This window comes from Rickettsia endosymbiont of Lasioglossum villosulum (assembly GCF_964026455.1).
In the GTDB taxonomy this organism is placed as follows: domain Bacteria; phylum Pseudomonadota; class Alphaproteobacteria; order Rickettsiales; family Rickettsiaceae; genus Rickettsia.
In genome coordinates, this window is the sequence record NZ_OZ032152.1 from 985,027 (window position 1) to 1,000,878 (window position 15,852).

The window sequence follows — 15,852 nt, forward strand, 5'->3', positions numbered from 1 at the left end:
TCAATTTTTTTAAATTAAACGAGCATAGTAAAGATTTTTTACGATTTTTCTTGAATTATGCTATATTTTTTGCTATGAATCTTCTTGGATAGGTGGCCGAGCGGTTTAAGGCACTAGTCTTGAAAACTGGCGTACGGGCAACCGTACCGTGGGTTCGAATCCCACCCTATCCGCCAACCTAAAAAACCCTTTATTCCTCATAGTTTAGCTGTTGAAAAAGCAAAAATATCATCAAATATTTTTTCAAAAGATTCCCTGCTTATAAAATAATATTTATATTTTTTGGTAAATATTTAGAATATCTTTCTAAAGAATTTTTTATTGCTTCAAAGGATATTGTAAAAAAATAATCTTTGTCTGTTTCATCTACTTTAATAGCTCCAAATCTTTCATGAAATCTCCAAACAGATTCATTTTCTTTTCTTACATCAAAGTGAGCCTTAGTAAAACCTAGGCTAAGTGCATAACTATATATGATTAAAGCTGACTCAATAGAGTAGCCACTTGGTGTATTAGCCTTTAAAATCCATGATCCCCAACAAAATGAATCTTCTTGAGCATCATAAAGTCGTACTGTTCCAACTTGCTCTAAATTTTGATCTTGGATTAAAAAATATAATTGGGAATTATCTTGCTTATATTTTTTAATCCATTCAATTTGTTGTAATAAATCGTTAGAGGTTGAAGAGAGATATTTAGATTTAGTAGTATCAGTTCTTAGGTTTAAAATAAACGAACTATCTTCTACCTCTACATCACGTAATATTAGGTGATTGCCAATAATTTGTTTGGGTTTTATAAAGCTTATTTGGGGCATAGGGATTTGAAAAAATAATTATTTTAATTTCAAATAAAAATATTTTGATATTTACAATTATGCAAGAAAATAATATAATAAACGCTTTATTAGGAACTAATTAGTTGATATATATTTTGAACATGTAATTTTGTTGCTAAGCTAATTAGTTATAGGTATTACTCCTCTTGCCTAATCTCAAATTCATTTTGACTGTATACTCATTATTAATTTAAAGAATTAGTTCTACAAAACTTCAAGGAATTCATATTTTAGTTCCTTGCTTTACTTTTAACTCTCTAAGTTATTTGATATATACAAATTATTACTTTAAATCTTGTAATTTATGATTATCTTAAAAAAGATTCTAGCCAATTTAGACACAACAAAATATAAGCTAGCTAATATTTTAAATGGGTTAGGCATAAAAAGTGCTTCCTTAACTGTTAAAATTGAACCTAGAATATTATCTGCTGTTAATAAAATTTTATATTTGTTACGCTACGCTATATTTTGTGCTTCAAAATGTTTAATTTCAATTGCAATTTGGTTAAACCCTAAAAAACAAATATTTAGAGAAAATTTAGCTTCTTTGAGAACCATCCTTAAAATTAAAAAAATTAAATATGCAGGTCTAAGTATTCAAAAATCTCATGATTTAAATACAAACACTCAAGAAACTCAGGATGTAATTTTTAAAAGCCCTTTAAAAGACATTTTTAATTATTATTCTGTCTCTGAAGGATGTAAATTATTATCTCACAAAATAAAATTTTTTGATACTAACAAAACATTAAAATTAACTAAACCTAAAGTAATAAATAATGATTTTCATGTATCAGAAAAATATAATTGCACAATAAAATTACCAGATACTTATCTTGCAGAAATAAATAATGCAATTGTAATCGGGGGTACAGATCTAATATTAAGTAATAATACAGCTTTATATGATGGTCTTGATAATAATGATCAGTATATTATTTATGGCGAAGAAAGCGACTTCTATCTTAAAAAATATGTTTACCATATTAAATCTATAGGTATTGTAAATAAGATTAATGAAAAAAACTTGTCATTTGAAATAATAAAAAATCCCCAAGTTATTGATAGCGGTATTCATCTTGTTAAAGATCATTCCAAAAACTACTATCATTGGATTGTAGAATGTTTACCAAGGCTTAGTTTAATTCAAGGATTAGACAAAAAAATACCATTATTAATTGACGAAGATCATTATCCTCAATCATTAGAACTCCTAAAAATGTTCAATTTTGATAATAGAGATTTAATAAAGCTTGAAAAAAAAAACGGATATTTAGTAAAAAAGTTATATTATCCCTCCCCATTATCCTTAATTAAAGATAATGTTAATGCACCTGATTATTCAAATGCAGTAGTGGTTGCTCCCAAAGCAATACAATTTGTAAAAAAGGTAATATCTAAACAATTTAATAACCCTAAAAAGGCATTTCGTAAACTTTATATATCAAGAAAAAGAGCTACATATAGAAAATTACTCAATAGTGAAGAAATTGAAAATTTCTTGATTACTCAAGGATTTGAAATTGTTTACCCAGATTTTTTATCAGCCCAGGCACAAATTGAATTATTCTCAATGGCACAAATTATTATCGGTCCTACGGGTGCGGGTATGGTTAATTTAATTTTCGCTCCTAAAGATTGTAAAATATTAATTTTAAGTAGTAACGTACAAGAAGCGAATTTCCGAGTATTTCATTCTTTAGCTATGAGCCTAGAAATGGATTTAAAATTTTTGATAGGAGCTCATACCAATACTCAAATCATATCACCTATGCATTCAGATTATAGTATTGATATAGATTTATTAAGCAAATATGTAAATTCTATACAAAACTAAGGCTTGTAGTTAGTACATATTTAATGTATAAGATACTAATAATTTTATCCACAACAACTTATTAAATAGTTTATGAAAGGTATAATTTTAGCAGGCGGTTCTGCTACTAGGCTTTACCCTGCTACAAAATCTTTATCAAAGCAGCTCTTAACGGTTTATGATAAACCGATGATTTATTATCCTATTTCAGTATTAATGCTTTCTGGAATCAAGGAAATCCTAATTATTACTAACAGTGTATTTCTTTCTTTATATCAAGATCTATTAAATGATGGTAGTCATTTAGGCATTAATATTCAGTATGCTATACAAGATACTCCTAAAGGTCTTGCGGATGCTTTTATAATAGGTGAAGATTTTATAGGAGATTCTAATGTTTGCTTAATTCTTGGGGATAACATTTTTTATGGTCAAGGACTAGTATCAATATTACAAAATGCTAGATCTTTACAAGAAGGAGCGAAAATTTTTGGTTATTATGTTAAAGATCCAGAAAGATATGGGATTGCTGAGATTTCTTTTCCTAGCTGTAAAGTATCAAGTATTGAAGAAAAACCTCAAAACCCTAAATCAAATTATGCTATAACCGGTTTATACTTTTTTGATAATTCAGTAATTAAAAAAGCAAAAGCAGTTAAACCTTCAAAGCGTGGGGAATTAGAAATTACATCAGTTCTTCAAGCTTATTTAGAGGAAAATAACTTAAATATAGAAGTATTTGGACGTGGCGTAGCTTGGTTAGATACAGGTACATATGATAGTTTACTCGAGGCATCGAATTTTATTGCTACTATCGAAAAAAGACAAGGATTAAAAATTGCCTGTTTAGAAGAGGTAGCATATAATTGTAAATATATAGATGCAGAAATGTTGCTAAAACTAGCTGAACTTAGCCCTAATTCCGATTATTGTAAATATTTAAAAAATATTTATTCTCACCCTAGCTTTTCTATTTTAAATACACAAAAATAAAATCTTTAAAAATGCAGAGAAAATAAAAATGGATAAAGTTATTTTAATTACAGGAGGTGCCGGATTTATTGGTAGCCATTTAGTAGAATATTTTTTAAATAAATATAATAATTACTATATTATTAACTTAGACGCCTTAACTTATGCTGCTGATATCAAACGCCTTGATCATATTAGCAATAAACAAAATTATAAATTTATTCATGGCAATATTTGCCAAATCGACTTAATAGAAAATTTATTTAAAGAATATAATATATCCGATGTAATTCATTTAGCAGCAGAATCGCATGTAGATAATTCATTAGCTAATCCAAGAATTTTTATAGAAACTAATATACAAGGTACTTTCAACTTACTAGAATCTGCAAGAAATCACTGGTTATCACAAGATAATATAAACTCCAGATTTTTACATATTTCTACTGATGAAGTATATGGTAGCTTAGGTGATACAGGTTATTTCTCTGAAAATTCTCCTTATGCTCCAAATTCCCCTTATAGTGCTTCTAAAGCTTCTAGTGACTTTTTAGTTAGAAGTTACTTTCACTCATATAATTTACCGACAATAATTAGCAATTGTTCAAACAATTATGGACCAAGGCAACATAATGAAAAATTAATTCCTACTATTATTAGAAAAGCCTTAAATAGTGAGCCAATCCCAATTTATGGTAATGGAAAAAATATTAGAGATTGGTTGTATGTAGAGGATCATTGCTCTGCTTTAGACCTTATTTTCCATAAAGGCGTGGTAGGTGAAAACTACAATATAGGTACACGTAACGAACAAACTAATTTAGAACTTGCTAATAAAATTTGTAATATTTTGGATGAATTAAGACCTAACCCTAATTCTACACCTTATGCAAAACAAATAACATACGTAACAGATAGAGCGAGTCACGATTTCAGGTATGCTATCAATAATACAAAACTATGCTCAGAATTAAATTGGTCTTCTAAATTTTCTTTTATGGATTCATTAAGATTAACTGTAGAATGGTATATTAATTATTATGAATCACAGTTATAAATTAATTGAAATTCCACGTTTTGATGACGATAGAGGGAGCTTATCCTTTGTTGAGCTAGGACAAATTTTAGATTTTCCTATACATCGTGTTTACTGGCTTTATAATTTAAAAAAAGATCGCGGCGGGCATGCACATAAAAATTTAAAACAATTTATTTTTTGTACTCATGGCTTGGTAGATTTCGTTTTAGATGATGGAGAGTATAAAACAACCATTACTCTTGATGCACCGAATAAAGGTTTATACATTCTAAAACCTTTATGGCGGGAAATAACAAATATAAAAAATAATCCTCAAGTAATTATCTGTGCTTCAGAAAACTACCAAGAAAGCGATTATATTAGATCATACGAAGAATTTAAATTATGGAAATCAAATTTTTAGACTTAAAAAGTGCTTACACTGAAATTAAACAAGAAGCAGATAAATTATGGCAAGATGTAAATAACGATGCTTCATATCTTTTGGGAAATCGTTTAGAAAAATTCGAACAAGAATTTGCAAGTTACTTAGGAGTAAAGCATGTAATTGGCGTAGCAAACGGTCTTGATGCATTAGTTTTAAGCCTTAAGGCACTAGGCATAGGTGCTGGCGATGAGGTAATAGTGCCTGCCCATACTTTTATAGCTTCATGGCTTGCTGTTTCCGAAATTGGAGCAGTACCTGTTCCAGTTGAAGTTTACAAAGATACTTATTTATTAGACCCTTCAAAAATTGAGCATGCTATAACAAGTAAAACACGTGCAATTATGCCGGTTCATTTATATGGGCGTGTATGTGATATACAGCTAATTTTAGCTATAGCAAAAAAATATAATCTGAAAATTATAGAAGATGCTGCTCAAGCACATGGAGCTATAGATTTAGTTAGCGGAAAAAAAGCTGGATCATTCGGAGATTGCAATGGTTTTAGTTTTTATCCAGGTAAAAATCTAGGTTGTTTTGGTGATGGTGGATGTATATCAACAAATGATGATAAAATTGCTGATACACTAAAACTACTACGTAATTACGGAAGTAAAGTACGCTATAGTCATGAAATAATTGGCAAAAACAGTAGATTAGATGATTTGCAAGCAGGAATACTTTCTATTAAATTAAGATATCTTAATGAATGGAATAAAAAAAGACAAAGAATTGCTAAAATTTATTTACAAGAATTAAATATTAATGATATAGTTTTACCTCAATATGATGACGGTAATGTATGGCATATATTTCCTATAATGACTAAAAAACGAGATCAATTAAAAGATTATCTTGTTAGTCAGGGGGTACAAGTTATAATTCACTACCCTACCCCAATATACTTACAACCTGCTTATCAAAATATGAATTTAAAAGTTGGTTCTTTTGAATTAACTGAAAAAATTAGCTCAGAAATTCTTAGTTTACCAATAGGACCTCATTTGACTGAAGAAGAGGCTATATTATGTACAAAAAAAATTAAAGAGTTTTTTAATAGGATTGGTTAAAGTTTATTAATTAAATATAAATGGATATAAAATGAAGAAGTTAGCAATAATATTATTACTGACCATAGGATTTGGTATGGAGTCTTTCGGAGCAAAAAACGCTACTGTTAATAAACCCATATTAAAAGTAAAATTACTTAATAGCTACCCAGGATCAGGAATTATATCCCCTATTTATGATATATTAAATGAAAAATATGAAGTAATAGTCGTTAATGCTGAAAAAAGTAGTGAAAAATATGACCTAATAATTGATGGTGTATATGGCAATGCTCCGATGAAGCCTAATGAAAAAGCTATAAAAATGTATTATACGGCAGAAGCAATTTTACCAGATTTAAAAGATTATGATTTAACTCTCGGATTTGATTATATAGATGATCCAAGGTATTTTAGATTACCATATTATTATTTAAGTGGACTTTGGGCTGATAAATTAGTAGCAAACAGCAACACGAGACTAACTAATGGAACTTGTAATCCTAATAAAAAGAACTTTGCTTGTTTTCTCGTTAGTAATGGATATACAAATGATACACGTACTAATAACCCTTTAGATGGAGTTAAGGCAAGGGATCATTTATTTCATAAATTATCTTCTTCTTATAATAAAAAAGTTCTTAGTGGTGGAAGACATTTAAATAATATTGGTAGAAATCTAGAAATTAGCGAAACTATGGAGTGGTTATCTAATTGTAAATTTGTTATTGCTTATGAAAACCAAACACATAATGGGTATATGACTGAAAAGCTATTTCAAGCATATTTCGCCGGTGCTATACCAATATATTATGGTGATAAAACTGCGGTATTACAAGATATAAATAAGGATGCTATAATTTATGCAGGCGATTTTAATACGGAAGATGATTTAGTTGATTATATTAAAAAAGTAGATAATGATGATTCATTATATTGTGACATTTGGAATAAAAACCTGTTGATAGATCCAAGTAAGGATTGGTCGGTAGTAAAAGATAAATTACGTACTAAAATATTACAATTGTTAGATGAAAAACTTAAAAAGTAAATGTATGAAAAACAAAAAAAATTTATATGTGCTATATTTTTTATAGCATTAGTCATTTTTCTAGCTTTTTATACAAAAAAATATTATAAGCACTATAATTTTAATAATATTGTACAAGAAAAATATAAATACCAATATGATTTTGCGGTACTAAATAAATCTTTTACTAGAGATTTAAATAGAAGCTTACATCTATATGAATCATTTGAAAAATATTTTGTCGATACTGAAAATACACCATTTTATGTTGTAGTCGGTAAGGATGAACTTGACTTATTCAAAAACGCTTTTGTTGATCTTAAAAATAAAGGTACTATACAACGAATGCCTAATTTTATGACAGAAAATGAAGTGTTAGAAAAATGTGGCGAGCCTGATGTGACAATTCAAGGCAATTGGACACAACAAGTTTGTAAATTATGTTTTGGTACTTTAGGGATAGCAAAAAATTATATAACTATAGATTCAGATACTTACTTTACTAAAAAATTTGATAAATCTGTTTTATTTCATGGTGATACAATTAAAACTTGGGCTTTAAAAAAAACTTCGGAAAAAATAGAATCAGATAAGAAGTATAAAATGTATTTTCCTACCATGAGCTGTAAGCGTAATCAAGGTATAGCAATAGATACTAAATTAACTTGGCACGATTCATTAACTTTTATGAAACAGTTCTTTGGGGGCAATAAAATTGATGAGAATTATATTTTTGTTACTACACATCAGTTTTTTAGTTCCGATGCTATTAATAGAATGAAAAATTTTATTAAAAATAAAGGATATAATTTTGCAACCCTTATTTTTTTAATACCTTTTGAATTTCAATGGTACGGTGAATATGTACTTCAGCACGAACCTTTCTTCATAGGAGAGGGAGTATTTTCTTTAATAGATAATGAAAGTGATTGTATCCCAGAAGAAGGATATGACAGACATTATGGCGTTACTTATCAAGCAATTATATATCTAGACCCAAGCCGCTGTGAACCTGGCCAAACTCAATGTGATAGAAAGGAAATTATCTATAAACGACCTGACCATTGCCCTGCTTTAAAATAGCAAATTATTGGCTTGTGAACATTCACGTTTTTTTAAATTTATGATGCTTAAAATTATAACACCGTAAATGCTCACACATTAAACCTTACAAATATAGTAACTTATTATTTTTTAGATTTATCTATATAAGCTTTGTTACTAATTAAACCCATACCATAAGTTTTACAGTATTCAAGCATTTCAATTGAATCAGGATGCTCCGCTCCAAAATCTATGATTTGTGGTTTAGCAAAAAATTTATAGTTAAGCGTGTCTTTTCTTTTACACGCAACCTTTGCTCCTTTAAGATTTACTTCGCTTACTTGTGCTACATTCTTATAATTTCTTCTATAAACATTAAAATATATACCTCGTGCATCCATATAGCTATCTAAAGCTTCCTCAAGCTTACCGCTCGCAAATAATATATCCCCTCTTATTGTGCATGTAATGGCTATTGCAGGGTTGAATACATCAGGCATTCTTCTACTCATAAAATTTTTATCATTATTCTTAAAGATCTCTAATGCCTTATTTGCATATTCTAAAGCTTTATCTTTTTCACCTAAACCAAATAATGCTATTGCTTTTTGAGAATATATTTTGCCAAATATTTCATTAGTTTCTTTTTGAACATTTTTTTGCATATTATATATTTGCTCTACTTGATTAAGAGCTTCTTGATATTTACCAAGGCTATTTAATGTTTCAGCTTTTATCATATATCTACCAGTAAGCAATAAAGCATTAGGTGACAATCCATTAGATATACTATTTTCTATAGAATTATTAATCTGCTTTAATGCTTCATTATATTTTCCTTCTATAAAAAATAATTTTGTTTCAGCAATATATAGCATTGATTTATCAGCATTATCAATTACTTTGTTATCCAATTGCTGTTTTAAAATTTGTATATTTTCTTGAGCTTCCTGCACATTTCCTATTGTAAGATATACTTGTGCTAACCCATAAGTTACATTCGCTTTATACGCTTCATATCCCTTAATATCTTTATATATTTCTTTAGACTTAGTAAAATATTCTACAGCTTTTTTATAATTATAAGATTTTAAGTAATACCATCCTGTTATATTTAAATAACCGGCATATACTCGCTTTTCTTCATTATTCATTAACCATAATCTATATTTCCCTTTCTCGTCATTATCTTCAAACCAATTAACTAATTTACTAGAACCAATTAAATTATAAGAATTATCGTATTGAACTAATTGCTGTAATTTTATTGCAGTCAATTTATGTAAATTTATATTATAGCTTTCTGCGTTTTTTAATATTATTTCAATATTTTCTGGTACTGTTTTAGCATTTCTATACATAAATGCTTTTGTTACACTTTTCGGCACAGACTCAACAAACTTAGTAACCACATCTTCTAAATATTTACTATTATTTGCACTATTTTTTTCTAATACTTTTTGAACAATAACATCATGCATCTCAAAAACTGGATTATCTTCTCTAGCATCTATATTTGTTATTAAAGCAAATTTTGATAGCTCGAAAATATCATCATTGAGATTATCTTTATTATCGGTAATAATTCTAAGTAAGTCCTTAGAAAAACTTTGGTTATTGAGTAATGCTATTTATATTTAGAAGTTGTCTTGTAGATGGTTTTAATTGTTCTGTTACGAGCGATAGATTAAAACTTATTTTATCATTAGATTTTTGTATTTTATTTTTATATTCTTCTTTATCTAATCCCGGTACATTATTTAATATTTGAGCACCTTGTACTATTAATACTGGATAACCTTTAAATTCTTGCACTAGAAATTCTACTAAATTATTATCTTTGTCCAATAAAATAATATTTGCAAGCTTAATAGTTTCGGGCTTTTCAAATGGTACAGCTTTTACTATATAAGGCATTCTATCACTATCTTGTGAACAAAATATGATATTGCCATTATGTTCCCAATTAATAAAATCTTGTATTTTTTTATTCTCACCTACTTTTAAATTATCAAATATTAACAACCATTTATCATTCTGCCCCAGATATTCCATCAACTCTTTTTTTACATTAGCTGCTTCTTCTGCGATTAAAATTTTCCCTTCAGCTTTGTTAATAGCTTTTGCTAACTTTAAAAGTTCATCATTAATATTTAAATTGGAATCAATAAACCAAATTAAATTATAATTACCTTTATTTGCATAAGTATACATTCTAGCTAGCTGAGTTTTGCCCATTCCGCTAATGCCTACAATACTCGTTTGTCTATATTTTCCTAGATTAGTTTTTATCTGATTTAGTTGCTCAAGATGATTTATAAAATAGCTGACCGGTGCAATTATATTATTTACTTTGGCTTGAGCGAATAAATTTGAAGGAATGATGGATATTATGAATAATAGTAATAAATTTTTCATTTCTTTTCCTTGATTTTGGTTGTCAATGTAACTTATATTTAATGTCAAATAATTTTAATCAACTAATCAAGAAAGAGCTTAATTTCTTTACTAATTATATATGACTGTTAACGAAGTAATTTTAAATATTTAGTCTGATTCTTCTTTATCCCAACCAGCTAAATAAATGATATTATCTTCATTTGCTATTTTATTTTTTTTAATTGCTTTTTCATTTATTTCTATAAGATTTGTCTTATCATAACTTACTTTACAATTAAATCCGTTTGACTTTAGTATCTTAAATATTTGTTCTATGCTAAGGATAAATGGATTAGCATGTGATTTCGTAAATTCACTTGATACTGCGAATAAATCCTTTTCCTTTTCTAGCGGTACTCCACTATAACTAAAACTAAATGATACCTTACCTGCAACATTACTTATGAATAAATTTATGTGATGTTTATTATTATAAAATTGCTTTTTAATAATAAAGAAAAGATAATTTATCATACTATATATCACTTGATAAAATGCTGCAGTAGAAGAAAAGTATATTTGTTTTTCAAGACAAGTTATACTAAAAGAAATGTTTTCATCTTCTTTATCAAATCTATTAGTAAAAACTTTAATTAACTTTCTTACATCTATTTCCTCTTTATTAGAGGAGTTATATAAAGCGATAGAACAATATAAATCTTTTTCTAAATATGATCTTTTTAATTTTTTATCTTGTTTATCTAGCGAATCTTTTTCATTTAATAATGTTGTTTTTGCTGCTTCTTGATTAAATAAATAATTAATTTCAACATCTGTAGTTTTTTTAAACTCTGTATCCCATAATTTTGTCATCCATAGCTTTTCGCACTCTTTAACAGCGGTCTCATATTTATTCTTATATTCTTTCTCAATTTTTTTTGATAAAGCTTGATATATATAATATACAGCGATAAAGGTAAGCGATAAAAAAGTGATCATAAACCATAAAGGTTTTTTAATATCTTTTATTATCTTATTCCAATAATCATTATTAATACTGGTTCTTATTATCAATTTATTATCTTGATTTAAATAATATATTTTATCCATTTCATAATTTTCAAAAATAGCATTTGAATAAATTAAATTATTATTTTGTTCTATCTTCACATTATTAAAATTAGGTATAGACCTCTCTAATAGTGATTGCAGCTTATATAAACTATAATTTACACAATTTTCATTTTTACAAATTCTAATATAATTATTATTTGATGAGATATTAGTAGACTGTAAATTAGTATTTAATCTAAAAGCTAATGTTTGAAACTTATTTAAACCAGTTTCTAATATTAAATTATAATTGTTATTTAAAAATAATAATTTTGCATCTTTTATTTTTTGGTCATAATAATTAAAAAGTACTAATATAATAACTATATAACCAACTCCAGCGGAAATAATTGTAGACAAATTAATTCTTTCCGTTTTATATATGGATTTTAAAATATTGAAATACATAAACCAAAAATGATACTCATAATCACTACGAAATCTATTAAAACCTTAATTTAGGTTTTAAATTTTAAATTAAATTTAGGAAATAGATTTTTGTAACGAAGAGGTTTATACTTTTTCTACTAAAAGTCAATAAAAATTTTTTATATTATATAAAATAAAAAAATATAGGAGGAGTATGTTATTGAATATTATAGTATTTTATAGAAGTAACGTAAGCAAAAAATACAATTTAAATTGCTAAGGTTGTATCCTAAAATTGGTAGTACTAAATAAGTATAGACATCGTCATTGCGAAGAGGCATTGTTACGTGGATACCAAATCGTCATGAGCTACGCGACTGCAAGGAGCGTGGCAATCCAGAAAAATAATAAAAAATGCTATAAGTTAGCATTTTTTACTGGATTGCTTTGTCAATTACTTCGTAATTTCCTCGCAATGACGGAAAAACTGATCCACGCGGGCAATGCCTTGCGAGGAGCATAGCGACGAAGCAATCTCTGGACACTTTCATGAGATTGCCACGCTCCTTTTAGTCAATCGCAATGACAGCAATAACGTTTTATTCACTCCCCTCTACTACCACTTCCTCTTCAAACTCGCCGTCTTCTTCATTATCATCAGAGCTTTCAGCAATTAGAGAAGCAGATACAACTTTTTCCCCGTCATCTAACCTAAATAAAGTGACACCACTAGTATTACGTCCTGTAATACGTACTGTTTCGAGTTTACAACGGATTAATTTACCGCTATTGGTGATAAGCATTAGCTCATCATCCATTTTAACAGGCATAACGCCAACTACTAAACCGGTTTTGTCGTTAATATCCATATTGATTATACCGCTACCACCGCGGTCAGTAATCCTATAACTATAAGCCGAGCTTCTTTTACCAAAGCCGTTTTCGGTTACTGTTAAAATAAACTCTTCGGAATTTGCCATTTCTAAAATAGATTCAGCAGTCAAATCCACGCCTAATTCTTCAGAATTAAACTCTTCCCCTTTAGCGATCTCAAGTCTCTTCTCCCATGATACGGATAAATAAGCGTCTCGCTCCTCACGTGTAGCTTTGATACCTCTCAAGACAGTCATAGAAATCACTGAATCGTCTTCGGCAAGTCTCATACCACGCACTCCGTCGGAAGTACGGCTCTTAATCACACGCAACGACTCAACAGGGAATCTTAGAGCTTTACCCGATTTGGTTGCTAGTAAAATATGCTCATCCTCTTTACAAGGTTTTACATCTATTAACTTGTCATCTTCATCAAGCCTAATTGCAATCTTACCGTTTGACTGAATCTTTTTGAAATCTAATAAATCACTTCTTCTAATATTACCTTTAGCGGTCGCAAACATAATATTTAGATTATCCCACTCATCTTGATTTTCAGGCAGCGGCATAATATTGCTAATATGCTCATCACCTTTAAGCGGCAAGATATTAACCATAGGTCTACCTTTCCCTTGCGGATTACTTAAAGGAAGCTTATATAGCTTTAAGCTATAAACCTGCCCGATATTCGAGAAGAATAACATTGGCGTATGAGTACTACCAACAAAAACTTGCGTGGTAATATCCTCATCACGCATTGAAAGCCCTGACCTACCCTTACCACCTCGTTTTTGAGCTCTATAACTACTTAGAGGCACACGCTTTATATAACCGCCCAGCGTTACAGTTACTACCATTTCTTCACGCTGGATTAAATCTTCTATATCTTGGTCAAACTCACCAAATTCAATCGAGGTAAGACGAGGAGTTGCAAACTCTTCTTTAACCTTAATTAACTCTTCTTTTAAAATTTCAAGTAACCTCTCACGTGAACCTAAAATATTTAAATATTCAGTAATCTCAGTGGCAAGGTTCTTTAAATCTTCCTCTAACTTATTCTTTTCCATGGCGGTTAAGCGTTGCAATCTCATCTCTAAAATTGCCTTTGCTTGGGCTTCGGTAAAGCTACATTTACCCTCTTCATTCAACATTGCCTTATCATCAACTAACTTCACAAGCGGCAGAATATTTAACGCATCCCAACTGCGTGCCATTAATTCTTGCTTAGCAGCATTCGGATCGCTTGCAGCTTTTATAATACGGATTATTTCGTCGATATTGCTAACAGCGATAGTTAGCCCCAGTAAAATATGAGCTTTATCTCTTGCTTTATTAAGTAAATATATAGTGCGGTTAGTGATAACTACTTCCCTAAAGCTAACGAAAGCCGCTATTACTTCTTTTAAATTCATTACCTTAGGCAAGCCATCTTTTAGAGCAAGCATTATAACGCCAAAGCTAGTTTGAAGCTGCGTACAGGAATATATTTGGTTTAAAACTACTTCAGCTACAATATCTTTCTTCAGCTCAATATAAATTCTTATACCGTTTTTATTCGACTCATCACGTAAATCGCTTATACCCTCAATACGTTTTTCCTTAACCATTTCGGCAATCTTTTCAACAAGCCTTGCTTTATTTACCATGTAAGGTATTTCGGTAATAATAATTGCTTGACGTCCGTTACCTAAATTCTCAATCTCAGCTCGCCCTCTTATAGCGATGCTCCCCCTACCTGTTAAATAGGCTGATTTAATACCATTAACACCTAGAATGATCCCGCTTGTAGGGAAATCAGGACCTTTAACAACTTCTAAAAGGTCTAAAATTTCTATATCATTATTATCTACATATAAACAACAAGCATCGATAACTTCACCAAGATTATGAGGCGGAATATTAGTTGCCATACCAACCGCAATACCACCACTTCCGTTTACTAGTAAGTTCGGGAACATAGAAGGCAGCACTGAAGGCTCTTCTTCAGAACCATCATAGTTTGGGTTAAAGCTAACAGTTTCTTTATCAATATCCTCAATCAGTTTATGGGCTACTTTTGCCATACGTGATTCGGTATACCTCATTGCCGCTGCAGCGTCACCATCCAATGAGCCGAAATTACCCTGCCCATCAACAAGCGGTAGACGCAGCGAAAAATCTTGAGCCATACGCACTAACGAATCGTAAATAGCACTATCCCCGTGCGGATGGTATTTACCCATCACGTCACCGACTATTCTAGCGGATTTTCTGTAAGCTCTGTTTGCATGGTTGCCAGCTTCATGCATTGAGTAGATGATACGGCGATGTACCGGCTTTAAGCCATCTCGAACATCCGGTATTGCCCTACTTACTATGACGCTCATAGCATAGTCAAGATAAGATACTTTCATCTCATCTTCGATATTTACCGGTACTAAATTAGAAGAATTATTATCAGTCACGATTATATAGCCTTGAATTTAATGATTATATTAATTATAGAGGTATAATTTATTTCTTTCAAGGATACTCCGTAATTTTCTTACACTAACGGAAAAATCGATCCATACATGGAAGTCTGTTTTCTAAAAGATGATATGGTAAAAGTTTCTCCTTTAGAGAAACTAAAGGAGAAACCATAACTACACTAATTTTATAATAAATTATCGATGGTTTTTATGGGAACTATGAGAACCATGACTACTGCCATGCCCCCCTCCTTTATGACCCATGGTAGAAGCAGCCTTACTTCGCTCTTCCGGAGAAGAATCCTTGCTACGCATTACTGCTGCTGCATGCGATAAATTATTATTGTGTTTTTCTTCATTTTTACTGTGATGATTGTTTTTATGAATGGTCATAATAACCTCCTTATGTTAAAAATATGTTGAACACTATTAGTAAGTTAACGTAAGCTGATA

The 15,852-nt window shown here is 29.7% G+C and carries 13 protein-coding genes and 1 tRNA gene; 8 read left to right on the forward strand and 6 right to left on the reverse strand.

Annotated features, from left to right (window positions below; all coding sequences use genetic code 11):
- Positions 1-86 precede the first annotated feature (86 nt).
- Positions 87-176, forward strand: a tRNA-Ser gene (locus AAGD49_RS04795).
- An 83-nt stretch (positions 177-259) separates the two neighbouring features.
- On the opposite strand, the gene AAGD49_RS04800 is transcribed toward AAGD49_RS04795, so the two are convergent.
- Complete coding sequence (locus tag AAGD49_RS04800; protein WP_341788155.1) at positions 260-817, reverse strand: GNAT family N-acetyltransferase; 558 nt, start codon at positions 815-817, stop codon at positions 260-262.
- 325 nt (positions 818-1,142) lie between these two features.
- On the opposite strand from AAGD49_RS04800, the gene AAGD49_RS04805 reads away from it, so the two are divergent.
- The 7 genes from AAGD49_RS04805 to AAGD49_RS04835 all read left to right on the forward strand — a co-directional run bounded on the left by AAGD49_RS04805 (position 1,143) and on the right by AAGD49_RS04835 (position 8,254).
- Positions 1,143-2,678 (forward strand): glycosyltransferase family 61 protein, encoded by a 1,536-nt coding sequence (locus AAGD49_RS04805; protein WP_341788156.1) that lies wholly within the window; start codon positions 1,143-1,145, stop codon positions 2,676-2,678.
- A 72-nt stretch (positions 2,679-2,750) separates the two neighbouring features.
- Positions 2,751-3,650: a glucose-1-phosphate thymidylyltransferase RfbA gene (gene rfbA / locus AAGD49_RS04810; protein WP_068041646.1), complete on the forward strand. Its 900-nt coding sequence runs from the start codon at positions 2,751-2,753 to the stop codon at positions 3,648-3,650.
- Positions 3,651-3,678: 28 nt separating this feature from the next.
- Positions 3,679-4,686, forward strand: coding sequence for a dTDP-glucose 4,6-dehydratase (rfbB, locus tag AAGD49_RS04815; RefSeq protein WP_341788157.1), 1,008 nt, complete (start codon positions 3,679-3,681; stop codon positions 4,684-4,686).
- Positions 4,670-5,071 (forward strand): FdtA/QdtA family cupin domain-containing protein, encoded by a 402-nt coding sequence (locus tag AAGD49_RS04820; protein ID WP_341788158.1) that lies wholly within the window; start codon positions 4,670-4,672, stop codon positions 5,069-5,071. Before rfbB ends, AAGD49_RS04820 begins: the two co-directional genes overlap by 17 nt.
- Positions 5,053-6,162, forward strand: coding sequence for a DegT/DnrJ/EryC1/StrS family aminotransferase (locus tag AAGD49_RS04825; protein WP_341788159.1), 1,110 nt, complete (start codon positions 5,053-5,055; stop codon positions 6,160-6,162). Before AAGD49_RS04820 ends, AAGD49_RS04825 begins: the two co-directional genes overlap by 19 nt.
- Before the next feature lie 31 nt (positions 6,163-6,193).
- Positions 6,194-7,192 carry a glycosyltransferase family 10 domain-containing protein gene (locus tag AAGD49_RS04830; protein WP_341788160.1) on the forward strand — a complete coding sequence of 333 codons (999 nt, stop codon included), beginning with the start codon at positions 6,194-6,196 and terminating at the stop codon, positions 7,190-7,192.
- Positions 7,193-8,254, forward strand: coding sequence for a DUF6492 family protein (locus AAGD49_RS04835; protein WP_341788161.1), 1,062 nt, complete (start codon positions 7,193-7,195; stop codon positions 8,252-8,254).
- Between the two features lie 104 nt (positions 8,255-8,358).
- Here the strand turns inward: AAGD49_RS04835 and AAGD49_RS04840 are convergent, their stop codons facing one another.
- From AAGD49_RS04840 to AAGD49_RS04860, 5 genes are all read right to left on the reverse strand, one after another.
- The gene (locus AAGD49_RS04840; RefSeq protein WP_341788162.1) at positions 8,359-9,696 is read right to left on the reverse strand and encodes a tetratricopeptide repeat protein; all 1,338 of its coding nucleotides are present in this window, start codon (positions 9,694-9,696) and stop codon (positions 8,359-8,361) included.
- 133 nt (positions 9,697-9,829) lie between these two features.
- Positions 9,830-10,633, reverse strand: a complete 804-nt coding sequence (locus tag AAGD49_RS04845) for a hypothetical protein (RefSeq protein WP_341788163.1) — start codon at positions 10,631-10,633, stop codon at positions 9,830-9,832.
- Between the two features lie 129 nt (positions 10,634-10,762).
- Entirely contained in the window at positions 10,763-12,067 is a 1,305-nt protein-coding gene (locus AAGD49_RS04850; protein ID WP_341788164.1) for a hypothetical protein, read from the reverse strand.
- Between the two features lie 608 nt (positions 12,068-12,675).
- A complete protein-coding gene (gyrA, locus tag AAGD49_RS04855) occupies positions 12,676-15,393 on the reverse strand; it encodes a DNA topoisomerase (ATP-hydrolyzing) subunit A (RefSeq protein WP_341788165.1) in 2,718 nt (905 codons plus the stop codon).
- Positions 15,394-15,594: 201 nt separating this feature from the next.
- Positions 15,595-15,792: a hypothetical protein gene (locus tag AAGD49_RS04860; protein WP_341788166.1), complete on the reverse strand. Its 198-nt coding sequence runs from the start codon at positions 15,790-15,792 to the stop codon at positions 15,595-15,597.
- Positions 15,793-15,852 lie beyond the last annotated feature (60 nt).

Coding starts and splice junctions, on each gene's coding strand:
- AAGD49_RS04800 (WP_341788155.1), bottom strand. CDS start 817: ATGCCCCAAATAAGCTTTATAAAACCCAAACAAATTATTGGCAATCAC.
- AAGD49_RS04805 (WP_341788156.1), top strand. CDS start 1,143: ATGATTATCTTAAAAAAGATTCTAGCCAATTTAGACACAACAAAATAT.
- rfbA (WP_068041646.1), top strand. CDS start 2,751: ATGAAAGGTATAATTTTAGCAGGCGGTTCTGCTACTAGGCTTTACCCT.
- rfbB (WP_341788157.1), top strand. CDS start 3,679: ATGGATAAAGTTATTTTAATTACAGGAGGTGCCGGATTTATTGGTAGC.
- AAGD49_RS04820 (WP_341788158.1), top strand. CDS start 4,670: ATGAATCACAGTTATAAATTAATTGAAATTCCACGTTTTGATGACGAT.
- AAGD49_RS04825 (WP_341788159.1), top strand. CDS start 5,053: ATGGAAATCAAATTTTTAGACTTAAAAAGTGCTTACACTGAAATTAAA.
- AAGD49_RS04830 (WP_341788160.1), top strand. CDS start 6,194: ATGAAGAAGTTAGCAATAATATTATTACTGACCATAGGATTTGGTATG.
- AAGD49_RS04835 (WP_341788161.1), top strand. CDS start 7,193: ATGTATGAAAAACAAAAAAAATTTATATGTGCTATATTTTTTATAGCA.
- AAGD49_RS04840 (WP_341788162.1), bottom strand. CDS start 9,696: ATGCATGATGTTATTGTTCAAAAAGTATTAGAAAAAAATAGTGCAAAT.
- AAGD49_RS04845 (WP_341788163.1), bottom strand. CDS start 10,633: ATGAAAAATTTATTACTATTATTCATAATATCCATCATTCCTTCAAAT.
- AAGD49_RS04860 (WP_341788166.1), bottom strand. CDS start 15,792: ATGACCATTCATAAAAACAATCATCACAGTAAAAATGAAGAAAAACAC.